The 18,887-nt window shown below is 67.5% G+C and carries 8 protein-coding genes; 4 read left to right on the top strand and 4 right to left on the bottom strand.

Going from position 1 to position 18,887, the window contains the following annotated elements; translation table 11 throughout:
* Nucleotides 1-99 precede the first annotated feature (99 nt).
* Both U1737_RS11000 and U1737_RS10995 read left to right on the top strand, forming a co-directional pair.
* Nucleotides 100-1,989, top strand: coding sequence for a M1 family metallopeptidase (locus tag U1737_RS11000; RefSeq protein WP_332796809.1), 1,890 nt, complete (start codon nt 100-102; stop codon nt 1,987-1,989).
* A gap of 136 nt (nt 1,990-2,125) precedes the next feature.
* The gene (locus U1737_RS10995; protein ID WP_332796808.1) at nt 2,126-2,749 is read left to right on the top strand and encodes a CHAP domain-containing protein; all 624 of its coding nucleotides are present in this window, start codon (nt 2,126-2,128) and stop codon (nt 2,747-2,749) included.
* A gap of 370 nt (nt 2,750-3,119) precedes the next feature.
* Here the strand turns inward: U1737_RS10995 and msrB are convergent, their stop codons facing one another.
* The 4 genes from msrB to U1737_RS10975 all read right to left on the bottom strand — a co-directional run bounded on the left by msrB (nt 3,120) and on the right by U1737_RS10975 (nt 7,276).
* On the bottom strand, nt 3,120-3,608 hold the full coding sequence (gene msrB, locus U1737_RS10990) for a peptide-methionine (R)-S-oxide reductase MsrB (protein WP_332796807.1): 489 nt from the start codon (nt 3,606-3,608) through the stop codon (nt 3,120-3,122).
* Between the two features lie 61 nt (nt 3,609-3,669).
* Nucleotides 3,670-4,908 carry a cytochrome P450 gene (locus tag U1737_RS10985; RefSeq protein ID WP_332796806.1) on the bottom strand — a complete coding sequence of 413 codons (1,239 nt, stop codon included), beginning with the start codon at nt 4,906-4,908 and terminating at the stop codon, nt 3,670-3,672.
* 209 nt (nt 4,909-5,117) lie between these two features.
* The gene (locus U1737_RS10980; RefSeq protein WP_332796805.1) at nt 5,118-6,353 is read right to left on the bottom strand and encodes an ABC transporter permease; all 1,236 of its coding nucleotides are present in this window, start codon (nt 6,351-6,353) and stop codon (nt 5,118-5,120) included.
* Nucleotides 6,350-7,276 (bottom strand): ABC transporter ATP-binding protein, encoded by a 927-nt coding sequence (locus U1737_RS10975; protein ID WP_332796804.1) that lies wholly within the window; start codon nt 7,274-7,276, stop codon nt 6,350-6,352. Before U1737_RS10975 ends, U1737_RS10980 begins: the two co-directional genes overlap by 4 nt.
* Nucleotides 7,277-7,320: 44 nt before the next feature.
* Between U1737_RS10975 and queG the strand changes: the two genes are divergently transcribed.
* Together queG and U1737_RS10965 are read left to right on the top strand one after the other, a co-directional pair.
* Nucleotides 7,321-8,475, top strand: a complete 1,155-nt coding sequence (queG, locus tag U1737_RS10970; protein WP_332796803.1) for a tRNA epoxyqueuosine(34) reductase QueG — start codon at nt 7,321-7,323, stop codon at nt 8,473-8,475.
* Between the two features lie 369 nt (nt 8,476-8,844).
* Complete coding sequence (locus tag U1737_RS10965) at nt 8,845-18,768, top strand: BapA/Bap/LapF family large adhesin (protein WP_332796802.1); 9,924 nt, start codon at nt 8,845-8,847, stop codon at nt 18,766-18,768.
* The last annotated feature ends 119 nt before the right edge of the window (nt 18,769-18,887 follow it).

The raw sequence follows: 18,887 nt of genomic DNA, 5'->3' as shown, positions 1-18,887 counted from the left end.
CAAAATCGTGATCGTCCCACCCTTTCAGCAACGCGACCCGCACGGTAGGACCGACGCTTGGCCGTCCCGATATCGAGGAACGGCGACATCGGAGTTCCCATGCGTATCCCCGCACTAGCCACCGCCCTGACGATCGTCCTGGCATCGCCCGCCGTGGCCCAGACGATAGCCCCCATCCTCACCACCCCCGACGCCCGCGACCCGCACAGCTACGCCCGCCCTACCGAGGCCCGCGTCACGCACGTCGCGCTGGATCTCGCCGCCGATTTCGACACCCACGTCATCCGCGGCATCGCCACCCTCGACATCCTCGCGGCCCCCGGTGCCAAGCAGGTTGTCCTCGACGACAACGGCCTGAAAATCGTCAACATCACCGACATGGCCGGCAAGCCGCTCCCCTATGAAGTCGGCGCGGTCGACAAGATCCACGGCGCACCGCTCATCGTCACGCTGAACGGCGCCAAGAAAATCCGCATCGCCTACGCCTCGTCCCCCGACGCGAAGGCGCTGCAATGGCTCACCCCCGCGCAGACCGCCGGCAAGAAACAGCCCTTCCTGTTCAGCCAGGGCGAGGCGATCCTCAACCGCAGCTGGATCCCGACCCAGGACTCCCCCGGTATCCGTCAGACCTGGGAAGCAAAGATCGCCGTCCCCCGACAGCTGACCGCTGTAATGAGCGGGGACCGTGTCGCCGATGCTGCGGGTAAAACCTGCACCGCCGATCGCTGCACCTTCGCATACAAGATGGACAAGCCCGTCGCGCCGTACCTGATCGCGCTCGCGGTCGGCGACATCGCGTTCAAGTCGACCGGACCGCGCACCGGCATCTGGGCCGAACCCGCGACCCTTCCCAAGGCCGCCTACGAGTTCGGCGAACTCGAGAAGTTCGTCGCCGCCGCCGAGGGGCTGTACGGCCCGTATCGCTGGGGCCGCTACGACGTGCTGGTCCTGCCGCCGTCGTTCCCGTTCGGCGGCATGGAGAACCCGACGCTCACCTTCGCCACGCCGACCGCGATCGCCGGCGACCGCAGCCTCGTCTCGCTGATCGCGCACGAACTCGCGCACAGCTGGTCCGGCAACCTCGTGACGAACGCGACATGGGACGATTTCTGGCTCAACGAAGGCTTTACCAGCTATTTCGAAAACCGGATCATGGAGGCGCTGTACGGCAAGCGCCGCGCCGACATGGAGGCCGACCTCGCCTGGACCGACATGATCGCCGCGGTGAAGGAGGCCGGCGGCCCCGCCGCGAAGGACACACAACTCCACCTCGAGCTAGACGCATCGCGCGATCCCGACGACGGCATGACGCAGATCGCCTATGACAAGGGTGCGGCCTTCCTCCGCACGATCGAGAAACAGGTCGGCCGCGCGCGGTGGGACGCATACCTCCGCAGCTATTTCGACCGCCACGCCTTCCAGCCGCAGACCAGCGCCGGCTTCCTCGCCGACCTCAAGTCAAAGCTGCTGACCCCCGCCGAGGCGAAGACGATCGGCGTCGACCCCTGGGTCTACCAACCCGGCATCCCGGCGAACGCGGTTCACATAACGTCCGCCGCGTTCCCTGCGGTCGATGCGGCGGCCAAGGCGTACGTAGCGGGTGGACCGGTGTCCGCGGTTCCCGGCAAAGCGACCACGCAGGAGGTCACGCGCTTCATCACCCAGCTCCCGCGCAAACTGCCGACCGAGCGGTTGAAGACGCTCGACGACACGTTCGGGTGGAGCACTACCGGCAATTCGGAAATCCGCTTCGCTTGGCTGCAACTCGCGCTCGCCAATCACTATGCGCCCGCCGACGCCTCGGCCGAGCAGTTCCTGACCTCGCAGGGAAGGCGCAAGTTCGTCGCGCCGCTGTTCCAGCAGATGATGGACTCGGGCGACTGGGGTCACAAGCTGGCGATGGACATCTACGGCAAGGCGCGGCCGGGCTATCATGCGGTCACGCAGGTCACCGTGGACCGCATAACCGGCTGGAAACTCATGAACTGAGCCTGACGAGGCCCTGTTTCGGGCGTTGGTCGGCGCGGTAACACGCTTCGTCGGATATGGTTCCCGACCGGGTTTCAATTAATTCGAACCTCCCGTAGCCAGACTGTGACGAACGGGTTTTGGCCGGGGGGTCTCGATGAATTTCAAGGCGTTAGCAGCGCGTTTTGCGCTGGTGGTATCGTGCGGCCTGATGACGGCCACACCGGCAGCAGCCCAGTTCTGGCAGTGTGTCACGTTCGCCCGCTCGGTGTCCGGCATCGAAATCCGTGGCAACGCGAACACTTGGTGGGATCAGGCAGCAGGGCGCTACGACCGCGGCCACACCCCAAAGGCCGGTTCGGTCCTCGCTTTCTCGCCGACCTCGCGGATGCGCGTCGGCCATGTCGCGATGGTGTCTAAGGTCGTCAGCGACCGCGAAGTCCTCCTCACCCACGCCAACTGGTCGCGCCCCGGCGCCGTCGAGACCAACGTCCGCGCGATCGACGTTTCCGACGCCGGCGACTGGAGCAAGGTCAAGGTGTGGTACGGTCCGCAGGGCGATCTCGGCACCTCGGTCTACCCGACCAAGGGCTTCATCTATTCGGACCACGCTCCTGCCGGCGACACGCTCGATGCGCCTGCCCAGCCTTCGTTCCAGATGGCCAGCGCCACCAACACCCTGACCGCAACGCAGCGCGCCAACGCTGCGCAGCTCACCACCATCCAGCACGGCCCGACCGATCCGCGCGGCATCTTCACGCTGGTGAACGAGGCGAACTGAGGTTTGGCATTTGCGGTGGGGTGCGGGGCGCGCTTCGGCATTTCCCGCCGGCTTCGACATAGCAGTCCAAAGTTTCGCTACTGATCGCCCCCTGACAGTTAGACGCCTCACCTTACCCCAAAGGGCACCTCCCCGGCGAAGGCCGGGGCCCAATTGGAAAGGCCGCGGTAACGAAGCGCGGCCCTCGATCAGCGATGTTTCCCAATTGGACCCCGGCCTTCGCCGGGGGGGTGGGCAAAATAAGCCGTTTCCTGATTACTTCATGCTCTCCCGCGAAGGCGGGAGCCCAGTCTGGATCCCCGCCTTCGCGGGGAAACAACCTTGACGCGCTCCACGCGATACGTGGCAGCCGCCTGACGGGAGAACGGCCTCACGCAGCCTTGAACGTCAGCGCATCGCCGTTCATGCAGTACCGCTTGCCCGTAGGCTTCGGCCCATCGTCGAACACGTGGCCCAAATGCCCGCCACACCGCCGGCAATGCACCTCGGTCCGCGCCATCCCCAGCGTCCAATCCACCCGAGTCCGCACCGCATTGGGCAGCGGCTGCCAGAAGCTCGGCCAGCCGGTCCCGCTCTCGAACTTGGTCTTCGACGAGAAGTTCGGCAGGCCACACCCGCCGCACGAGAATATCCCCGCGCGATGCTCGCCATTCAACGGGCTGGAATAGGGCCGCTCGGTGCCCTCCTTGCGGAGCGTGTTGTACGCATCCGGCGACAGCTTCTTGCGCCACTGCACATCGGTCAGCGTAACCTCGAACCGCTCCGCCGCCTGCGCAGGCTGCGACGAGCACCCCCACAAGGCAAAGCCAGCGGCACCCGCCCCGGCAAGCGTAAGGAAAGCGCGGCGGTCCTGGGTCATGTTCATCTCCATGGTTCGGATATAGGTACGGCCGAACCGACGGATAAGGTGATGCCAATCCTCAGTATTTGCTGATCTCGACCGGCAGCGTCCGATAGCCGTGGACAAAACACGCATTCACGCGAGTGGGCTCCTCCAGCACGTTGATCCGCATCCGCCGCGCCGCCATCTCCTCCAGTAGAATGGAGATCTGCATCTCGGCGAGCCGTGCGCCGACGCAGCGGTGGATGCCGTGGCCGAACGCCAGGTGCCGCCGCGCGTTCGGCCGATCCACGACGATCGAGTCCGCATCGTCGCCGAACACGCTCTCGTCGCGGTTCGCCGACAGATACCAAAGGATCAGCTTATCGCCGGCCTTGATCTGCTGCCCCATCAGTTCGGTGTCCGCCGTCGCAGTGCGGCGCATGTGCGCAAGCGGGGTCTGCCAGCGCAGGATCTCGCTCACCGCGTTCGGGATCAGCGCCGGGTCCGCTTCCAGTTTTGCGCGCGAGTCCGGAAACTTGTCCAGCCCATACGCCAGCGCCGACATCGAATTGCGCGTCGTATCGTTGCCGCCGACGATCAGCAGGATGAGATTACCGATAAATTCGTTGTGATCCATGTGGCTCATCGCGTCCGAATGAATCATCATCGAGATGAGGTCGGGCGTCGGCGGCTTATCGATCTTCGCGTCCCATAACCCTTTGAAATACGAACCGCATTCGAACATGTGGGCGAGCCGCTGCGCGCGCAGTTCCTCGTTCTTCACGATTTCGATGTCGCCTGCCCAATCCGACCACAGCGTCAGCTTACGGCGATCGGCCCACGGAAAATCGAACAGGATCGCGAGCATTTGCGTGGTCAGTTCGATCGCGACGGTATCCACCCAGTCGAAGCGCGTGTTCCACGGCAGGCTGTCGAGCATGTCCGCCGTCCGCCGGCGGATATCGCCCGACATCCGCGTCATCTCGCTTGGGGTGAAGGCAGGCGCGACGGTGCGGCGCTGGCCGGTGTGCACGGGGCGGTCACGCGCGATGAACATCGGCATGCGGACATCGCGCTCGGCGACGAAATCGGCGATCGTTATGCCGCCGGCTTCGGACGAATAGAGGTCGGGGAGCGATTCGACCTCGACGATGCCCTTGTAGCTCGAGACGGACCAGTACGGCCCATAGTCGGAATGCTCGACATAATGGACCGGCGACTCGGCCCGCAGCGTCTTGAAAGGCGCCTGCCACACATCGTCGCGGTACAGTTCGGCACGGCTCACATCGAGCGGATCGACCGCGTGTTGCGCCACGTCTCTCACCAGAGTCGCCATCGTCTCTCTCCCGTATTTTGCCACAGGAAAGGCTTTGCTGACACCTATGTCAATAGGGTTGGGCCGTAACCGAGAGATCCTCCTCCGCAAGGGGGAGGTGGCGCCGAAGGCGACGGAGGGGGAGGACACGCAACAGAGGTTACCCTTTCCTCCCCCTCCGTCTGGCAAGCGCCAGCCACCTCCCCCTGGCGGGGGAGGATTTGCAAAACCTAAGCCGCCGCCTTTGTCTTGCGCCGCCAGAACGGCCGCGCGCTGCCCGATTGCAGCACCCCCCGCCGGAACAGCCGCGCCCCGACCGTGATGAAGATCGTCACCCACAAGGCCTGCCACGCCAGCGCCGCGACATGCGGCCACAGTTCGGCGGAGTTCGCCGCCCGTCCGGCCATCGCGAACGGCGACGACAGCGGGAACAGCTCGGCAACCGTCGCGATCCAGCTTCCCGGCCGCGAGACCGCCGCCGACGACAGCCCGAACATCGCGACCTGCAGGATCGTGATCGGCAACGATAGCATCTGGATCTCGCGCATCGTCGAGGCCTGCGCCCCGACGCCGAGGAACACGGACCCGAGCAGCAGATACGCCATGCTGAAATACGCGGCGAACAGCAGCGCAAACATCGGACCGCCGACTGCCGGCGCCAGGTCGCCCAGCGCCGCCGCCGCGCCCGCCGGCATCAATGTCGTGATCTGCGTGACGACGGTGCCCCAGAACGCGACGAACAGCACCGCGACGCCGAACATCCCGATCAGCTTGCCGAAGAACACCGATTCCAGCGGCACCGCGGCGGCGAGCACTTCGATCACCTTGTTGTTGCGCTCTTCGGCCATCGTGCCGACGACCTGCCCCGACAGGAACAAGGTCAGGAAGAAGATCCCGAACACCGCGAAGAACGCCGACTGATGCTGGCCCCCGACCGAGGTGGTCGAGCGCGTGACCTGCGTCTTGGTCGCGGCGATCGTCGGCAGCGTGCCACCCAGCTTCTCCGCCGCCAGCGTCGTCTGCGCCAGCAACCCGAGATAATCCGCCGAGCGCTTCCCGCGCGGGCCGTACAGAATCTGCGGCGCATCGAGCGGACCATAGATCACAGCCGACGCATCGATATCCTTCGTCTCGAACGCCGCGCGCGCCTGCGCCGCCGGATCGGCCAACGGCGCGACGGTGGTCAGCGCCGGCGGTGCCTCGTCCTCGCGGAACATCCCGCGCAATCGCGTATCGGCTTCGGCGATCGGTCGCGATGTCGCGGCGTGCACGATCGCGATGATCCGCGTCTTGTCCTGCGCACCGCCGCTGACGCTCGCCGCGCCCAGCCCACCGATCGCGCCGAACGATCCCATGATGACCGGCGCGAACAGGAACAGCAGGAAGATCGGCGTGAAGACGGTAGCGATGAAGTCGCGCCGCGCGATCGTGAAGGTCTGGCGGAGCGTCCGGCGGAAGCGCGTCATGCCGCCTGCTCCTTCGCGACGTCGCCATGCTGACCGACGATACGGACGAACGCCTCGTGCAGCCCCGGCCGCTCGATCGACAGCCCCGAAATTCCGTACCCTGCGTCGATCAACCTCACGAGCAAACTCTCGATCCCTTCACCCGGCAATTCGAACCGCCAGCTATCGCCGTCCGGCATCGCATCCGCCGGCAACACGCCGCGGATCGCCGGATCGGGCCGATGCGGCGTATAGTGGACGCGCTGCGGCAGGATTCCCCGCGCGTCGCCCACCGTCCCCTCGAACCGCCGCTTGCCGCCGGCGATGATCGCCAGCCGGTCGCACAGCCGTTCGGCATGGCTCATGATATGCGTCGAGAACAGGATCGTCGCGCCGCGATCCCGCTCGGCGAGGATCAGCGCCTCGAGCCGCTCCTGGTTGACCGGATCGAGTCCCGAAAACGGCTCGTCGAGCACGAGCAGGTCGGGCTGGTGCACAACCGATCCGAGCAACTGCACCAACTGCGCCATGCCCTTCGACAATTTCCGGATCTTCTCGTCGACCGCATGGCCGAGGCCAGCGGACTCCATCAGCACCACCGCACGCTCGCGGCCGGTCTTCCAGTCGAGCCCGCGCAACGCCCCCAGGAACGCGATCGCCTCGCGCGCCTTCATCGCCGGATACAGCCCGCGTTCCTCGGGGAGGTAGCCGACCTGATCGCTCGCATCGCGCGGATTGTCGAAGCCAAGCAGCGTCCGCGATCCCTCGTCGGGCTCGATGATCCCGAGCAGCATGCGCAGCGTCGTCGTCTTGCCCGCGCCGTTGGGCCCGAGCACGCCGTACACCGAGCCGCGCGGCACCATGATGTCCACCCCGTCGACCACGCGCCGGTCGCCGAACCGCTTTACGATCCCGCTCGCGGTGACCGCCCATTCATCGTTCACGCGCAATCTTCCTCCCGAGGGTGACGTCGTGGTAGCGGTCGGACGTGGCGCAAGACAAGCTGGAACACCGACTTAAGGCCAAAGCGGCCGAATTGGGTTTTGCCGCCTGCGGGATCGCGGACGCCGACTCCGCGCCACTGGCGGGCGAACGCCTCCACCAGTGGCTCGCGGACGGCCGCCACGGCGACATGATCTGGATGGAGGAACGCAAGCACCACCGCGAAAGCCCCGCCGGCCTCTGGCCCGAAGTCCGCAGCGTCATAGCGCTTGGTATGAGCTACGCGCCGAAGGACGATCCGCTGCGGTTGGCGGACGAAGGCGGGGTAGGACGCATCTCGGTCTACGCGCAGGGTCCGGATTATCACGACGTCGTGAAGCGGCAGTTGAAGGCGCTCGGCCGCTGGCTGGCGGCGGAAGCGGGGCGCGATTTGCCGCCGTTCGACCTGAAAGTGTTCGTCGACACCGCGCCGGTGATGGAGAAGCCGCTCGCCGAAGCCGCGGGTCTCGGCTGGCAAGGCAAGCACACCAACCTCGTCAGCCGCGAGCATGGCAGCTGGCTGTTCCTCGGCGCGATCTACACGACGCTGGACCTGGAACCGGACCGCGGCGGCGTCGACACCTGCGGCAGTTGCGACGCCTGCCAGACCGCATGCCCGACCGCCGCCTTCCTCGCGCCCTATCAACTCGATGCCCGCCGCTGCATTTCCTACCTGACCATCGAGCATGCCGGCCCGATCCCGCACGAGTTCCGCGCCGCGATCGGCAACCGCATCTACGGCTGCGACGACTGCCTCGCCGTCTGCCCCTGGAACAAGTTCGCCGCCTCGGCCAACGCGAACCTAGCCTTCCACCCCCGCGCCGAACTGGTCGCACCGGAACTGGCCGACATCCTCGCGCTCGACGACGCCACCTTCCGCACGGTCTTCGCCGGCTCCCCCATCAAGCGCATCGGCCGCGACCGGATGATCCGCAACGCGCTGATCGCAGCCGGCAACAGTGGTGATCCAGCGCTGATCGAACCGGTCGTCAAGCTGCTCGACGACGCGGCGACATTGGTCCGCGGCGCTGCAATATGGGCTTTAGCGCGACTGAACCGCACGCGCTTCCTCGGCGCCCGGCTCCAATATGCGAGCAGGGAAAAGGATCAGGACGTCATCGACGAGTGGAACACCCGTGTCGCCGGTGATCCGCTAGCGTAGTCTTTCTGCGCGGGAATATCTGTTCAAACGGCAGGCAGGAGGCGAGCAGCCGCCGCTGGCGAGATCCCTCGCAGCACCCTGTTTCGCGCGTGAAACCGAGGATTCACGATTCCGCAGACCGCCACCGGGTGGTAGAATATGCACCCTCCCGAAGGCGCTGCGATCTACAACGGTTCAACGCTCGCGTGCCCTTTTCCTGCACCCGAATACCATCGTCGCACGATCAAAACGGGAATTGGTTCCGATATCGGAACTGAAGCATCGCCGCAGCGAACTCCTCCGTTCAGCCATCGAGGAAAACTGTCGCCGCCGATCGTCAATCGCGATCGAGCGGCGATCCGATGCAACGACACCGAAGAGGAAACAGCGATGAACGTGGACGTGATCTCGAAGGCCACCGGCACCGTCAGCCAGGTTTCCACGGATACCATCAATCTCGGTGGACCAAGCACCGTCCGGCTGGATATCGCTCGCGCCGACGTCGCCGGGTTCGAACGGCAGGGCCCGGATCTCGTCGTCAGGCTGGCCAATGGCGAGCAGGTCCGGGTCGTCGACTTCTATCTCGACAACGCTGCCATTCCTCACGACCTCGTGCTGCGTGAACCCGATGGCACGCAGTGGTTGGCGCGCACGACGAACACACCAGCCAGGTATTCGCTGATCGAGGACCTTGACGATCTGACGACCGCCTCGGGCGGCGGATCGTCGCTTGCGCTGCCGGCGATCCTCGCGGGTGTCGCCGGGGCTGCCGGTCTGGCTGCGGTTGCAGCCGGCGGTGGCGGCGACGATGATCGGTCCGATCAGCCTAATCCCGGACCGGGCACCGGAGTCACGCCCGACACGACGCCTCCGACGACGCCGACCGCGACCGTTCGCGGCGACGGCGCGGTGTTGAGCGGCACCGGCGAGGCTGGCGCGACCATTCAGGTGCGCGATGCCAGCGGCGCCGTCATCGGCACCGGCGTCGTCGGCGCCGATGGTACATATTCGGTCACGCTGACCGCGCCGCAGATCAAGGGCGATCCCATCGTGGTCACGCAGACCGATCCGGCCGGGAACGTTTCCGGCGGAACGACCGTCGCTACCCCCGATCTGACGGCACCCGCGGCGCCCAGCGCGACGGTCGATGCGACCGGCACGATCATCACGGGTCGCGGCGAACCGGGCGCGACGGTCACGGTCACCAATGCCGCAGGAGTAGTGATCGGGACCGCGATCGTCGCGGCCGACGGAACCTACACCGTGACCCTCGCCGTACCGAGCGTCGATGGCGCACCCGTTTCCGTCGTACAGACCGACGCTGCGGGCAATGTCTCCGCGCCCGTGTCCGCTGCCACGCCCGATCTGACCGCGCCCACCGCACCGACTGCGACGATTGCTGACGACGGTGCGCAGATCACCGGTCGTGGCGAGCCGGGCGCCACCGTTACCGTTCGCGATGCGACCGGCGTGGTGATTGCCACCGTCATCGTCGCGCCCGACGGCAGCTATACCGCGACCCTCGTGCCGGCACAGGTCGACGGCACGACAGTGTCCGTCGTCCAGACCGATCCGGCCGGCAATGTCTCGCCGTCCGTCGATCTCGGTACGCCCGATCTCACCGCGCCGGCGCCGCCGACGATCACGATCGATGCCTCCGGAACGCAGGTCAGCGGTACCGGCGAGCCGGGTGCGCAAGTCGTCATCACCGATCCGGCCGGCGCGACGCTCGCGACGGTGACGGTCGCCGCCGATGGCAGCTACAGCGCCATTCTTTCGGCACCCCAGGTTGATGGCGAGGTGATCGAAGCCCGCCAGACCGATGCTGCCGGCAATGCCTCCGGCACGGCCAGCACGATCGCACCCGACTTCACCGCACCGGCCCAGCCGACCGCGACGATCAGCGCCGACGGGACCTCGGTTGCCGGGACCGGCGAGCCTGGTGCGCGGATCGTCTTCGCGGACGCGACCGGCGCGGTGATCGCCACCGCGACGGTGGCGGCGGATGGCAGCTATAGCGCGGCGCTGACCCCGGCGCAGGCGAATGGCGAGCAACTGACCGCGACGCAGTTCGATGCGGCAGGCAATGCAGCGCCGCCGCTGTCGCTGGTCGCGCCCGATGTCACGGCACCGCCGGCACCCGTTGCGACGCTCGACGCCAGCGGCACCATCGTCAGCGGCTCGGGCGAGCCCGGCGCCAGCGTCACGGTCCGCGGCGTCGACGGCACCGTGCTCGGTACCGGGACGGTCGATGCGCAGGGCAATTATGCGATCCCGCTCGGCGCGGTGCAGGGGAACGGCGAGACGCTGTCCGTCACGCAGGCGGATTCCGCCGGAAACACATCGCCGGCGTCCACGCTGGTCGCTCCCGACCTCACCGCGCCGCGTGCACCGACCGGCATCGTCGGCGGAGACGGCACCAGCATCAGCGGCTCGGGCGAGGCCGGCGCGACCGTCACGATCCGCAGCCCGGTCGGCGCCGTCATCGCGACCGCCGTGGTTGGCGCGGACGGGACCTATAGTGCGGCGCTCACGCCTGCGCAGGTCGATGGCGAGGTTCTGACGGTGCGTCAGGCCGATGCCGCGGGCAACGTATCGCCCATCGCGACGGCCATTGCGCCCGATCTGGTTCCGGACGACGCGCCCGACGCGCCGACCGCTACGGTCGTCGCCGACGGCACGGCGATAACCGGCGTCGCGGTCGCGGGTGCTGCGATCATCGTGTACGATGCCGACGGAACGATCGTCGGTACCGGCGTCGCAGCGGCGGACGGCAGCTATACCGTTGCGCTCGCGCCGCCGCGCATCGACGGCGAGACGATCGGTGTCACGCAATCCGACGCGGACGGCGATGTGTCGCCCCCCGCCTTTGCGGTCGCCCCCGATCTGACCGCGCCGGAAGCACCGGTCGCGACGCTCGATCCGACCGGTGCCGTGGTGACCGGCAGCGCCGAGGCGGGGGCTGCGATCACTGTGCGCGCCGCCGATGGGACCGTGCTGGGCACCGCAACCGCGAATCCGCGCGGTGATTTCGCCATCACGCTCGATCCGGTACAGGATGCCGGCGGTACCGTCTTGGTGACGCAGGCCGACGCGGCCGGCAATGTTTCGCCACCCGCCAGTCTTGCCGCCCCGGACTTCGTCGCGCCCGATGCGCCCTCCGCCAGCGTCGCGCCCGATGGTAGCGCGGTCGCCGGTGCCGGCGAGGCGGGCGCCGTCGTCACGGTGCGCGATGCCGGTGGTGCCGTGATCGGCAGTGCGGTTGTCGCGGCCGACGGGACCTATTCGGTGCCGCTCGCGCCGCCGCAGGCCAATGGCGAGACGGTGTCCGTCACGCTGACCGACGCGGCGGGCAACGTATCGATGGCTGTCGACGCGCTCGCACCGGATATCACTGCGCCCGGCACGCCGACCGCGACGCTGTCCGACGACGGCGGCTTGATCGCAGGGACCGGTGAACCCGGCGCGATCGTCACGGTCACTGCCCCGGGTGGCGCGGTCATCGGGTCCGCCGCGGTCGGTGCCGGCGGCAGTTACGTCGTCACGCTCGACACGCCGCAGACCAACGGCGAGACGCTGTCGGTGGCGCAGGCCGATGCCGCCGGCAATACCTCCGCGCCGGCCAGCGTAGTCGCAGCCGACGTGACCGCACCCGCCGCGCCGGCGGTGGTCGTCAACGACGATGGCACGGCCGTGACGGGCACCGGCGAGCCGGGCGCGACCGTCACGATCACCGATCCCGCAGGGGCCGTGATCGGCATGGCCCTGATCGAGGCCGGCGGCACGTATACGGCGCTGCTGAGCCCGGCGCAGGTCAACGGAGAAACCCTCAGCGCGACCCAGGCTGATGCCGCCGGCAACGTCTCCGGCATCGCCACGGCGGTCGCGCCCGATTTCACCGTGCCCGCGCAGGTGGACGCGACGATCAACGGTGACGGCACGGCTGTATCTGGCACGGGGGAGGCCGGCGCCCGCATCGTCATCGTCGATGCCGCCGGAGCGACGATCGGCACCACGATCGTCGCGGCGGATGGCAGCTTCGAGGTCATCCTCACGCCCGCACAGGCAAATGGCGAGGCGCTCAGCGTCGTGCAGAGCGATCCGGCCGGCAATGTATCGCCACCGCTTGCCCTGACGGCGCCCGATATCACTGCGCCGCCGGCGCCGAATGCCGTGCTCGACCCATCCGGCACGATCGTGACCGGTACCGGCGAAGCCGGCGCGACCGTCTCGGTTCGCGATGCCGGCGGCGCCGAACTCGGTACCACGGTCGTCGACGAGCGGGGCGTCTACACGGTGGTCCTCGCCACGCCGCAGATCGATAGCCAGTCGCTCGACGTCGTGCAGACCGATCCGGCCGGCAACACCTCGGTTCCCACGCAGTTGATCGCGTCCGACCTCACCGCACCTGCCGCCCCTGCGGCGACGGTCGGTGAGGATGGCCTCAGCGTCACCGGTACCGGCGAGGTCGGGGCCGCGATCGTCATCCGCGATCCGCTGGGTGCGGTTATCGGGAACGCCACGGTTGCGCCTGATGGGACCTACACGGCGACGCTGTCGTCGGCGCAGGTCGATGGTGAAGTGCTTGCCGTCCGGCAGATCGATGCCGCGGGCAACATCTCGCTGCCCGCCACGGCGACGGCGCCCGATCTGGTCGCGGATACCGATCCCGACGCGCCAAGTGCGGCCGTCGGCGTCGATGGTGCGACCGTGACGGGCACCGCGATCGGCGGCGCCGCGATCACGGTCTACGATGCCGATGGCGAAGTGATCGCCACGGGCATCGCCAACCCCGATGGCAGCTACAGCGTCGCGCTTGCGCCGCCGCGGATCGACGGCGAGATCGTCCGCGTGACGCAGACCGAAGCAGACGGCGACATATCGCCGCCGGCAACCGCGGTCGCACCCGACCTGACCGCACCGATCGCACCGACGGCGGCGCTCGATGTAACGGGTACCGTCGTCACCGGAACGGGCGAGGCGGGCGCGACGATCACCGTGCGCGCTGCCGACGGCACGCCGCTGGGCACGGCGATCGTGGACGCGGGCGGCTTCTATGCCGCAACGCTGGGTTCGCCGCAGACCAATGGCGAGGTGCTGAGCGTCACGCAGGCGGACGTGGCGGGCAATGTCTCGCCACCCGCCAACGTGGCGGCATCCGACATCACCGCGCCCGCAGCGCCGGTCGTGACGGTCTCCGATGACGGGACGCAAGTTACGGGCACCGGCGAGCCCGGAGCGACAGTCTCGATCATCGGTCCTGACGGCGCAACCATCGCCACCGCCATCGTGGCGGCCGATGCGAGCTATAGCGCGACGCTCGCACCGGCGCAGGCCAATGGCGAGCTGCTCGAAGCGATCCAGGTGGACGCCGCCGGCAATGCCTCGCTGCCGACTCTGGTAACTGCACCGGATATCACCGCACCAGCCGCACCGACGCTTGCGATCACGCTCGACGGTGCGGCCGCGACCGGTACCGGCGAGCCCGGCGCAACCGTGACCGTGCGCAACCCGGACGGCAGCACGATCGGTACGGCCGTCGTCGCGGACGACGGCACCTACACGCTGGCGCTAGATCCGGCACGGATCGACGGCGAGCTGCTGAGTGCCGTCCAGAACGATCCTGCGGGCAACGCATCGCCACCCGTCACGGCGGCGGCACCCGACTTCGATGCACCCGTCGGCCTTACTGCGGACGTGTCGGATGATGGAACGACCGTCACGGGTGCCGGTCAGATCGGCGCGACGGTGACGATTCGTGATCCTGACGGGCTCGCGATCGGCACCGCCGTCGTCGGCCCAGACGGCAATTACATCGCTGCGCTGGCTCCGGCGCAGACCAATGGCGAGGTCCTGAGCGCAACGCAGGTCGACTCAAGCGGCAATGCCGGACTGCCCGTGTCGGCCACCGCGCCGGACCTGACCGCACCCGCGCTTCCGACGGCAGACGTCAACGACACCGGCACTGCGGTCACCGGCACGGGCGAAGCGGGAGCAACCGTGACGGTCACTGCGCCCGGCGGCGCCGTGGTGGCGACGGCAATCGTCGGCGCGGACGGTGCCTACACTGCGACGCTGACCCCTGCGCAGGTCAATGGCGAGACGCTGAGCGTAGTTCAGGCGGATCCGACCGGTAACCCGTCGCCCGCCGCTACGGCACTGGCACCGGACCTCACGGCACCGGTTGCCCCGACCATCGCGATCAACGACGATGGCACCGTCGTCAGCGGTACGGGTGAGCCCGGTGCGACGCTGACGATCACCGGGCCGGACGGCACGCCCATCGGCACGGTTCCGGTCGCCGGAGACGGTACGTACACGATCACGCTCGGCGATCCGCAGATCAATGGCGAAACGCTGACCGCAACGCAGACTGACCCGACCGGCAACGTGTCGGGCCCGGCGTCCACCATTGCCCCGGACTTCACCACGCCGCTGGCACCGACCGCGCTCGTCTCCGACGATGGCAGGGTCGTAACCGGCACGGGCGAAGCCGGTGCACGGATCGTCGTGACCAATCCGGCCGGCGCCGTAATCGGAGTCGCCACGATCGCGGCTGACGGCACCTACTCCGCGACGCTCGGCACGCCGCAACTGAACGGCGAGGTCCTGTCCGCGACGCAGACCGACGGCGGCGGCAACATCTCGCCGCCGGTCACGGCCACGGCACCCGACCTGACGGCACCGGCGATCCCGACACTGGTGATCGCCGACGATGGCGCGAGTGCGAGCGGCACCGGCGAGCCCGGCGCTACCGTCACGCTCGTCGGACCCGGTGGCGTTACGATCGGGTCGATCGCGGTTGAACCGGACGGCACCTATACGACGGATCTGGATCCACCGAGTCTGAACGGTGAAGCGTTCACCGCGACGCAGGCCGATGCCGAGGGCAATGTCTCGCCACCGGTCTCGGCCGTGGCTCCGGACATCACGGCACCGGCGGCCCCGGCGGCGACGATCGATGCCAACGGCACGATCGTGACCGGGACGGGAGAGGCTGGCGCGACGGTCAGCGTCAGCGGTCCGAACGGCCTTGTCGGCACGGCGGTCGTCGGCGCGGACAACACCTTCACCGTGCCGCTGTCGCCGGCCCAGGCCAATGGCCAGGCGCTTACCGTGATCCAGATCGATCCGGCCGGCAATGACTCGTTGCCCACCGGCATCCTGGCACCCGACATCACCGCGCCGACGGCACCGACGGCGATCGTCGCCGCGGACGGTACCAGCGTCAGCGGCACCGGCGAACCCGGCGCATTCCTGACGATCACCGCCCCCGGCGGCGATACGATCGGCTCGGTTACGGTAGGCGTGAACGGTACCTATACCGCAACGCTGACTCCGGCTCAGGCAAACGGACAGTTGCTCAGCGTGCAGCAGACGGATGTCGCCAACAACGCATCCGAGCCAGCGTCGGTACTGGCTCCCGACATCACGGCGCCGACTGCACCGATTGCGGTCGTCTCGGCGAATGGCGGGTTCGTTACCGGCACCGGCGAGCCGGGTGCGACCGTCCAGGTCACCGGTCCCGACGGACTGCTGGGCACGGCGATCGTTGCTCCAGGCGGCAGCTACGCGGTAGCGCTGTCGGCACCGCAGACCGACAGCCAGTCGCTGACGGTCACGCAGACCGACCGTGCGAACAACACGTCGCTGCCGACAACCGTGGTCGCACCCGACGATACGGCACCGTTCTCGCCGACGGCCACCGTCTCGGCGGAGGGCGACGCGGTCGTCGGTGCCGGTGTCGCCGGCGCCACGATCACCGTGCGCGGCCCTGCGGGAGATGTCATCGGGACCGCGGTGGTGGGCGTGGACGGCACCTATACGGCGCTGCTCGACATCGCGCAGCGCAACGGCGAAGTGCTGAGCGTGGTACAGTCCGATGGGGTGGGCAACGAGTCGCCGGCTGTTCCCGCGATCGCACCCGACCTCACCGCACCCTTCGCGCCGAGCATCGACATCGGCGTCGGTGGTGACGTCGTCACGGGCTTGGGCGAGCCGGGCGCTACGGTAACGATCACTCGCGACGGCGTGGCGATCGGGACTGCGGTCGTCGGGAGCACTGGGTCGTACCAGGTCACGCTCGCCGAGCCGCAGCGCAACGGCGAGACACTGGAGGCGACGCAGCGCGACGGTGCCGGCAACGTGTCCGATCCGGCCAGCGCGATCGCGCCCGATCTGACCGCCCCCGACGCCCCGACGGCACTGCTGATTACAGGAGACGGGACGACGGTGACGGGTATCGGCGAGCCCGGTGCACGCGTGGATGTTCGCGGCACTGGCGGTGCCTCGCTCGGGAATGGACTGGTCGATGCGGACGGGAACTTCACCGTCACGCTGGTCCCGGCCCAGGTCAGCGGGGTGACGCTTGCGGTGACTCAGACGGATGCGGCAGGCAATCCTTCGTTGCCGGGCACTGTCATCGCGCCGTTCGACATCGACGCGTTCGACAACAGCAACACGGCATCGATCGATCTGGTCCCGGCGACCTCGGCGGTGGACTTTGGCAGTGCGGCGTATGTGGCACTCGTCTCGCTCGGCGTCGTCGATCTGCAGGCTGAGGTGCTGTCGGTGCCCGACGTCCGGTTTACGGTGGAGGACGGGCATAGCCTCGATGCGGTCTTCACCTACAACGCCTTGCTCGATATCGGCGCCGCCAGTGGCTATTCCGTCGTCGTGCAGCGCTTCGACGGGACCAATTGGGTCGCGGTCGACGGACCGGGCAATGCCTCGCTGCTCGATATCCGGCTGCTCGACGATAATCTGGTTGCAACCGAAACACTGGGCCCGGGCGAATACCGGGCGTTCCTGACGTTTGCGGGCGCGGCGGGCGTCGGGCTGCTCGGTAGCCTCGCTGTCGCCGGTGTGGATGCAGATTTTACTGCCGTCGCCGGTGTGGTTCCTGCCGCCGTGTCGGGCAACGTCATCGCCGATCCGGGGGCAGGCGGCGCAGTCGATATCGTCGGACCGGGCACGCAGGTGGACAGCGTGACGGTCAACGGCGTGCCTACTGCGGTAACGGCCAATGGCACCGTCGTCGATGGCGCCTGGGGTACGCTGGTGATCAATCTGGACGGTAGTTATACCTACACGCCGGATGCCAATGCACTAGCGATCGGGGAGACCGATACGTTCACCTACACGCTTCGCGATCCGACCGATGGCGAGCTTGAGAGCGCCACCCTGTCGATCGCGATCGGCAGCCCCGACATCACCGGTGCGCCGGTGGCCGTCGCGGACGTGGCGGTCGCGGCCGTGACGTACGACAACGTCGTGACAACGACGGCGCCGACGACCGCGTTCTCGTTCAACTCGTCAGGCCCGTTGGGCCTCCTTTCGACGGGGGCCGGCGGTAGCGCCTTCACGGTGGCCGCGAACACCGTGGCGGATATCTCGATTTCCGCTGTCCGCGCACCCGGCCTGACAGTCCTGCCGAGCTACACGCTCACCGTGCGCAACGCAGCGGGCACGGTGGTCGATCAAGTGACCCAGCTCGCCGCTGTCGGACTGCCGATTGGTACCGGCACCGTGTTCACGGTCGAGGATCTCCCGGCCGGGCGATACACGTACACCATATCGAGCAGCGCGGCGGCAGGATCGTTCGCGACCACCGTATCGGTCGGGGCAACGACGACGTTCCTCGACCAGTTCACGCTCGGCAGCGCGGCGACGGCGGAAGGCAACCTGCTCGACAACGACACCGCGAATACGTCGTTCGCAGCGATCCGGGTGGATTCGGGTACCGGCTTCACTGAGATCGGCGATACCGAGGTCGTGTTGACCGGACAGCACGGGACGCTGACGATCGACGAAACGGGGGATTATCTCTATCGACCCAGCGCAACGCTCGGTTATTCGGCGGTCGATCTCTTCGACACGTTCACCTACCAGTTGATCCAGCCCGACGGTACCGTGGCAACGTCCACGCTGACCGTGACGATCGATGTGCCCGCGGATGGCACAGCGGCGGCGATCTTTGCCAGCCAAGCCGCCGGCAGCGAAATCGACGTCATCGCCTTGGATGCGTTCCTGGCGCCTGGGCTCGACGCAGACGCATCGGTCGCGGTCGCGGATGACGGCAGCGCGATCGGCCGTGCGATCTACGAGGTGTTCGAGGGGCAGGGCGAGTTGGAAAGCGTCCTGGCGAACTATCTCCCGCCCGAAGAAACCACCGCGTTGGACGGCGTGGGCGATGCGGGGCATCCAAGTTTCGCCGTCGATGTCGCGATGCCCGCGGTGGTCGATCCGCTCGACTATATCGTCGCGCCGGAAGATCCAGACCGGTTCGGTACCAATGCCAATTCTGTTTTTTAAGAAATCAGAACGGATTTAATATAATGATCTCAATAACATAAAGGCACTGGCCTTATACATTTTATTAAAGGTACCGGGTCTTCTGTGTGTTCAACGCAGAGGACCCGGTACCCATGCAA

This window comes from Sphingomonas fucosidasi, from assembly GCF_036663855.1.
Classification (GTDB): domain Bacteria; phylum Pseudomonadota; class Alphaproteobacteria; order Sphingomonadales; family Sphingomonadaceae; genus Sphingomonas; species Sphingomonas faeni_B.
Note: the sequence above shows the minus strand (reverse complement) of the source record. Positions and strands in the feature narration are given on the sequence as shown.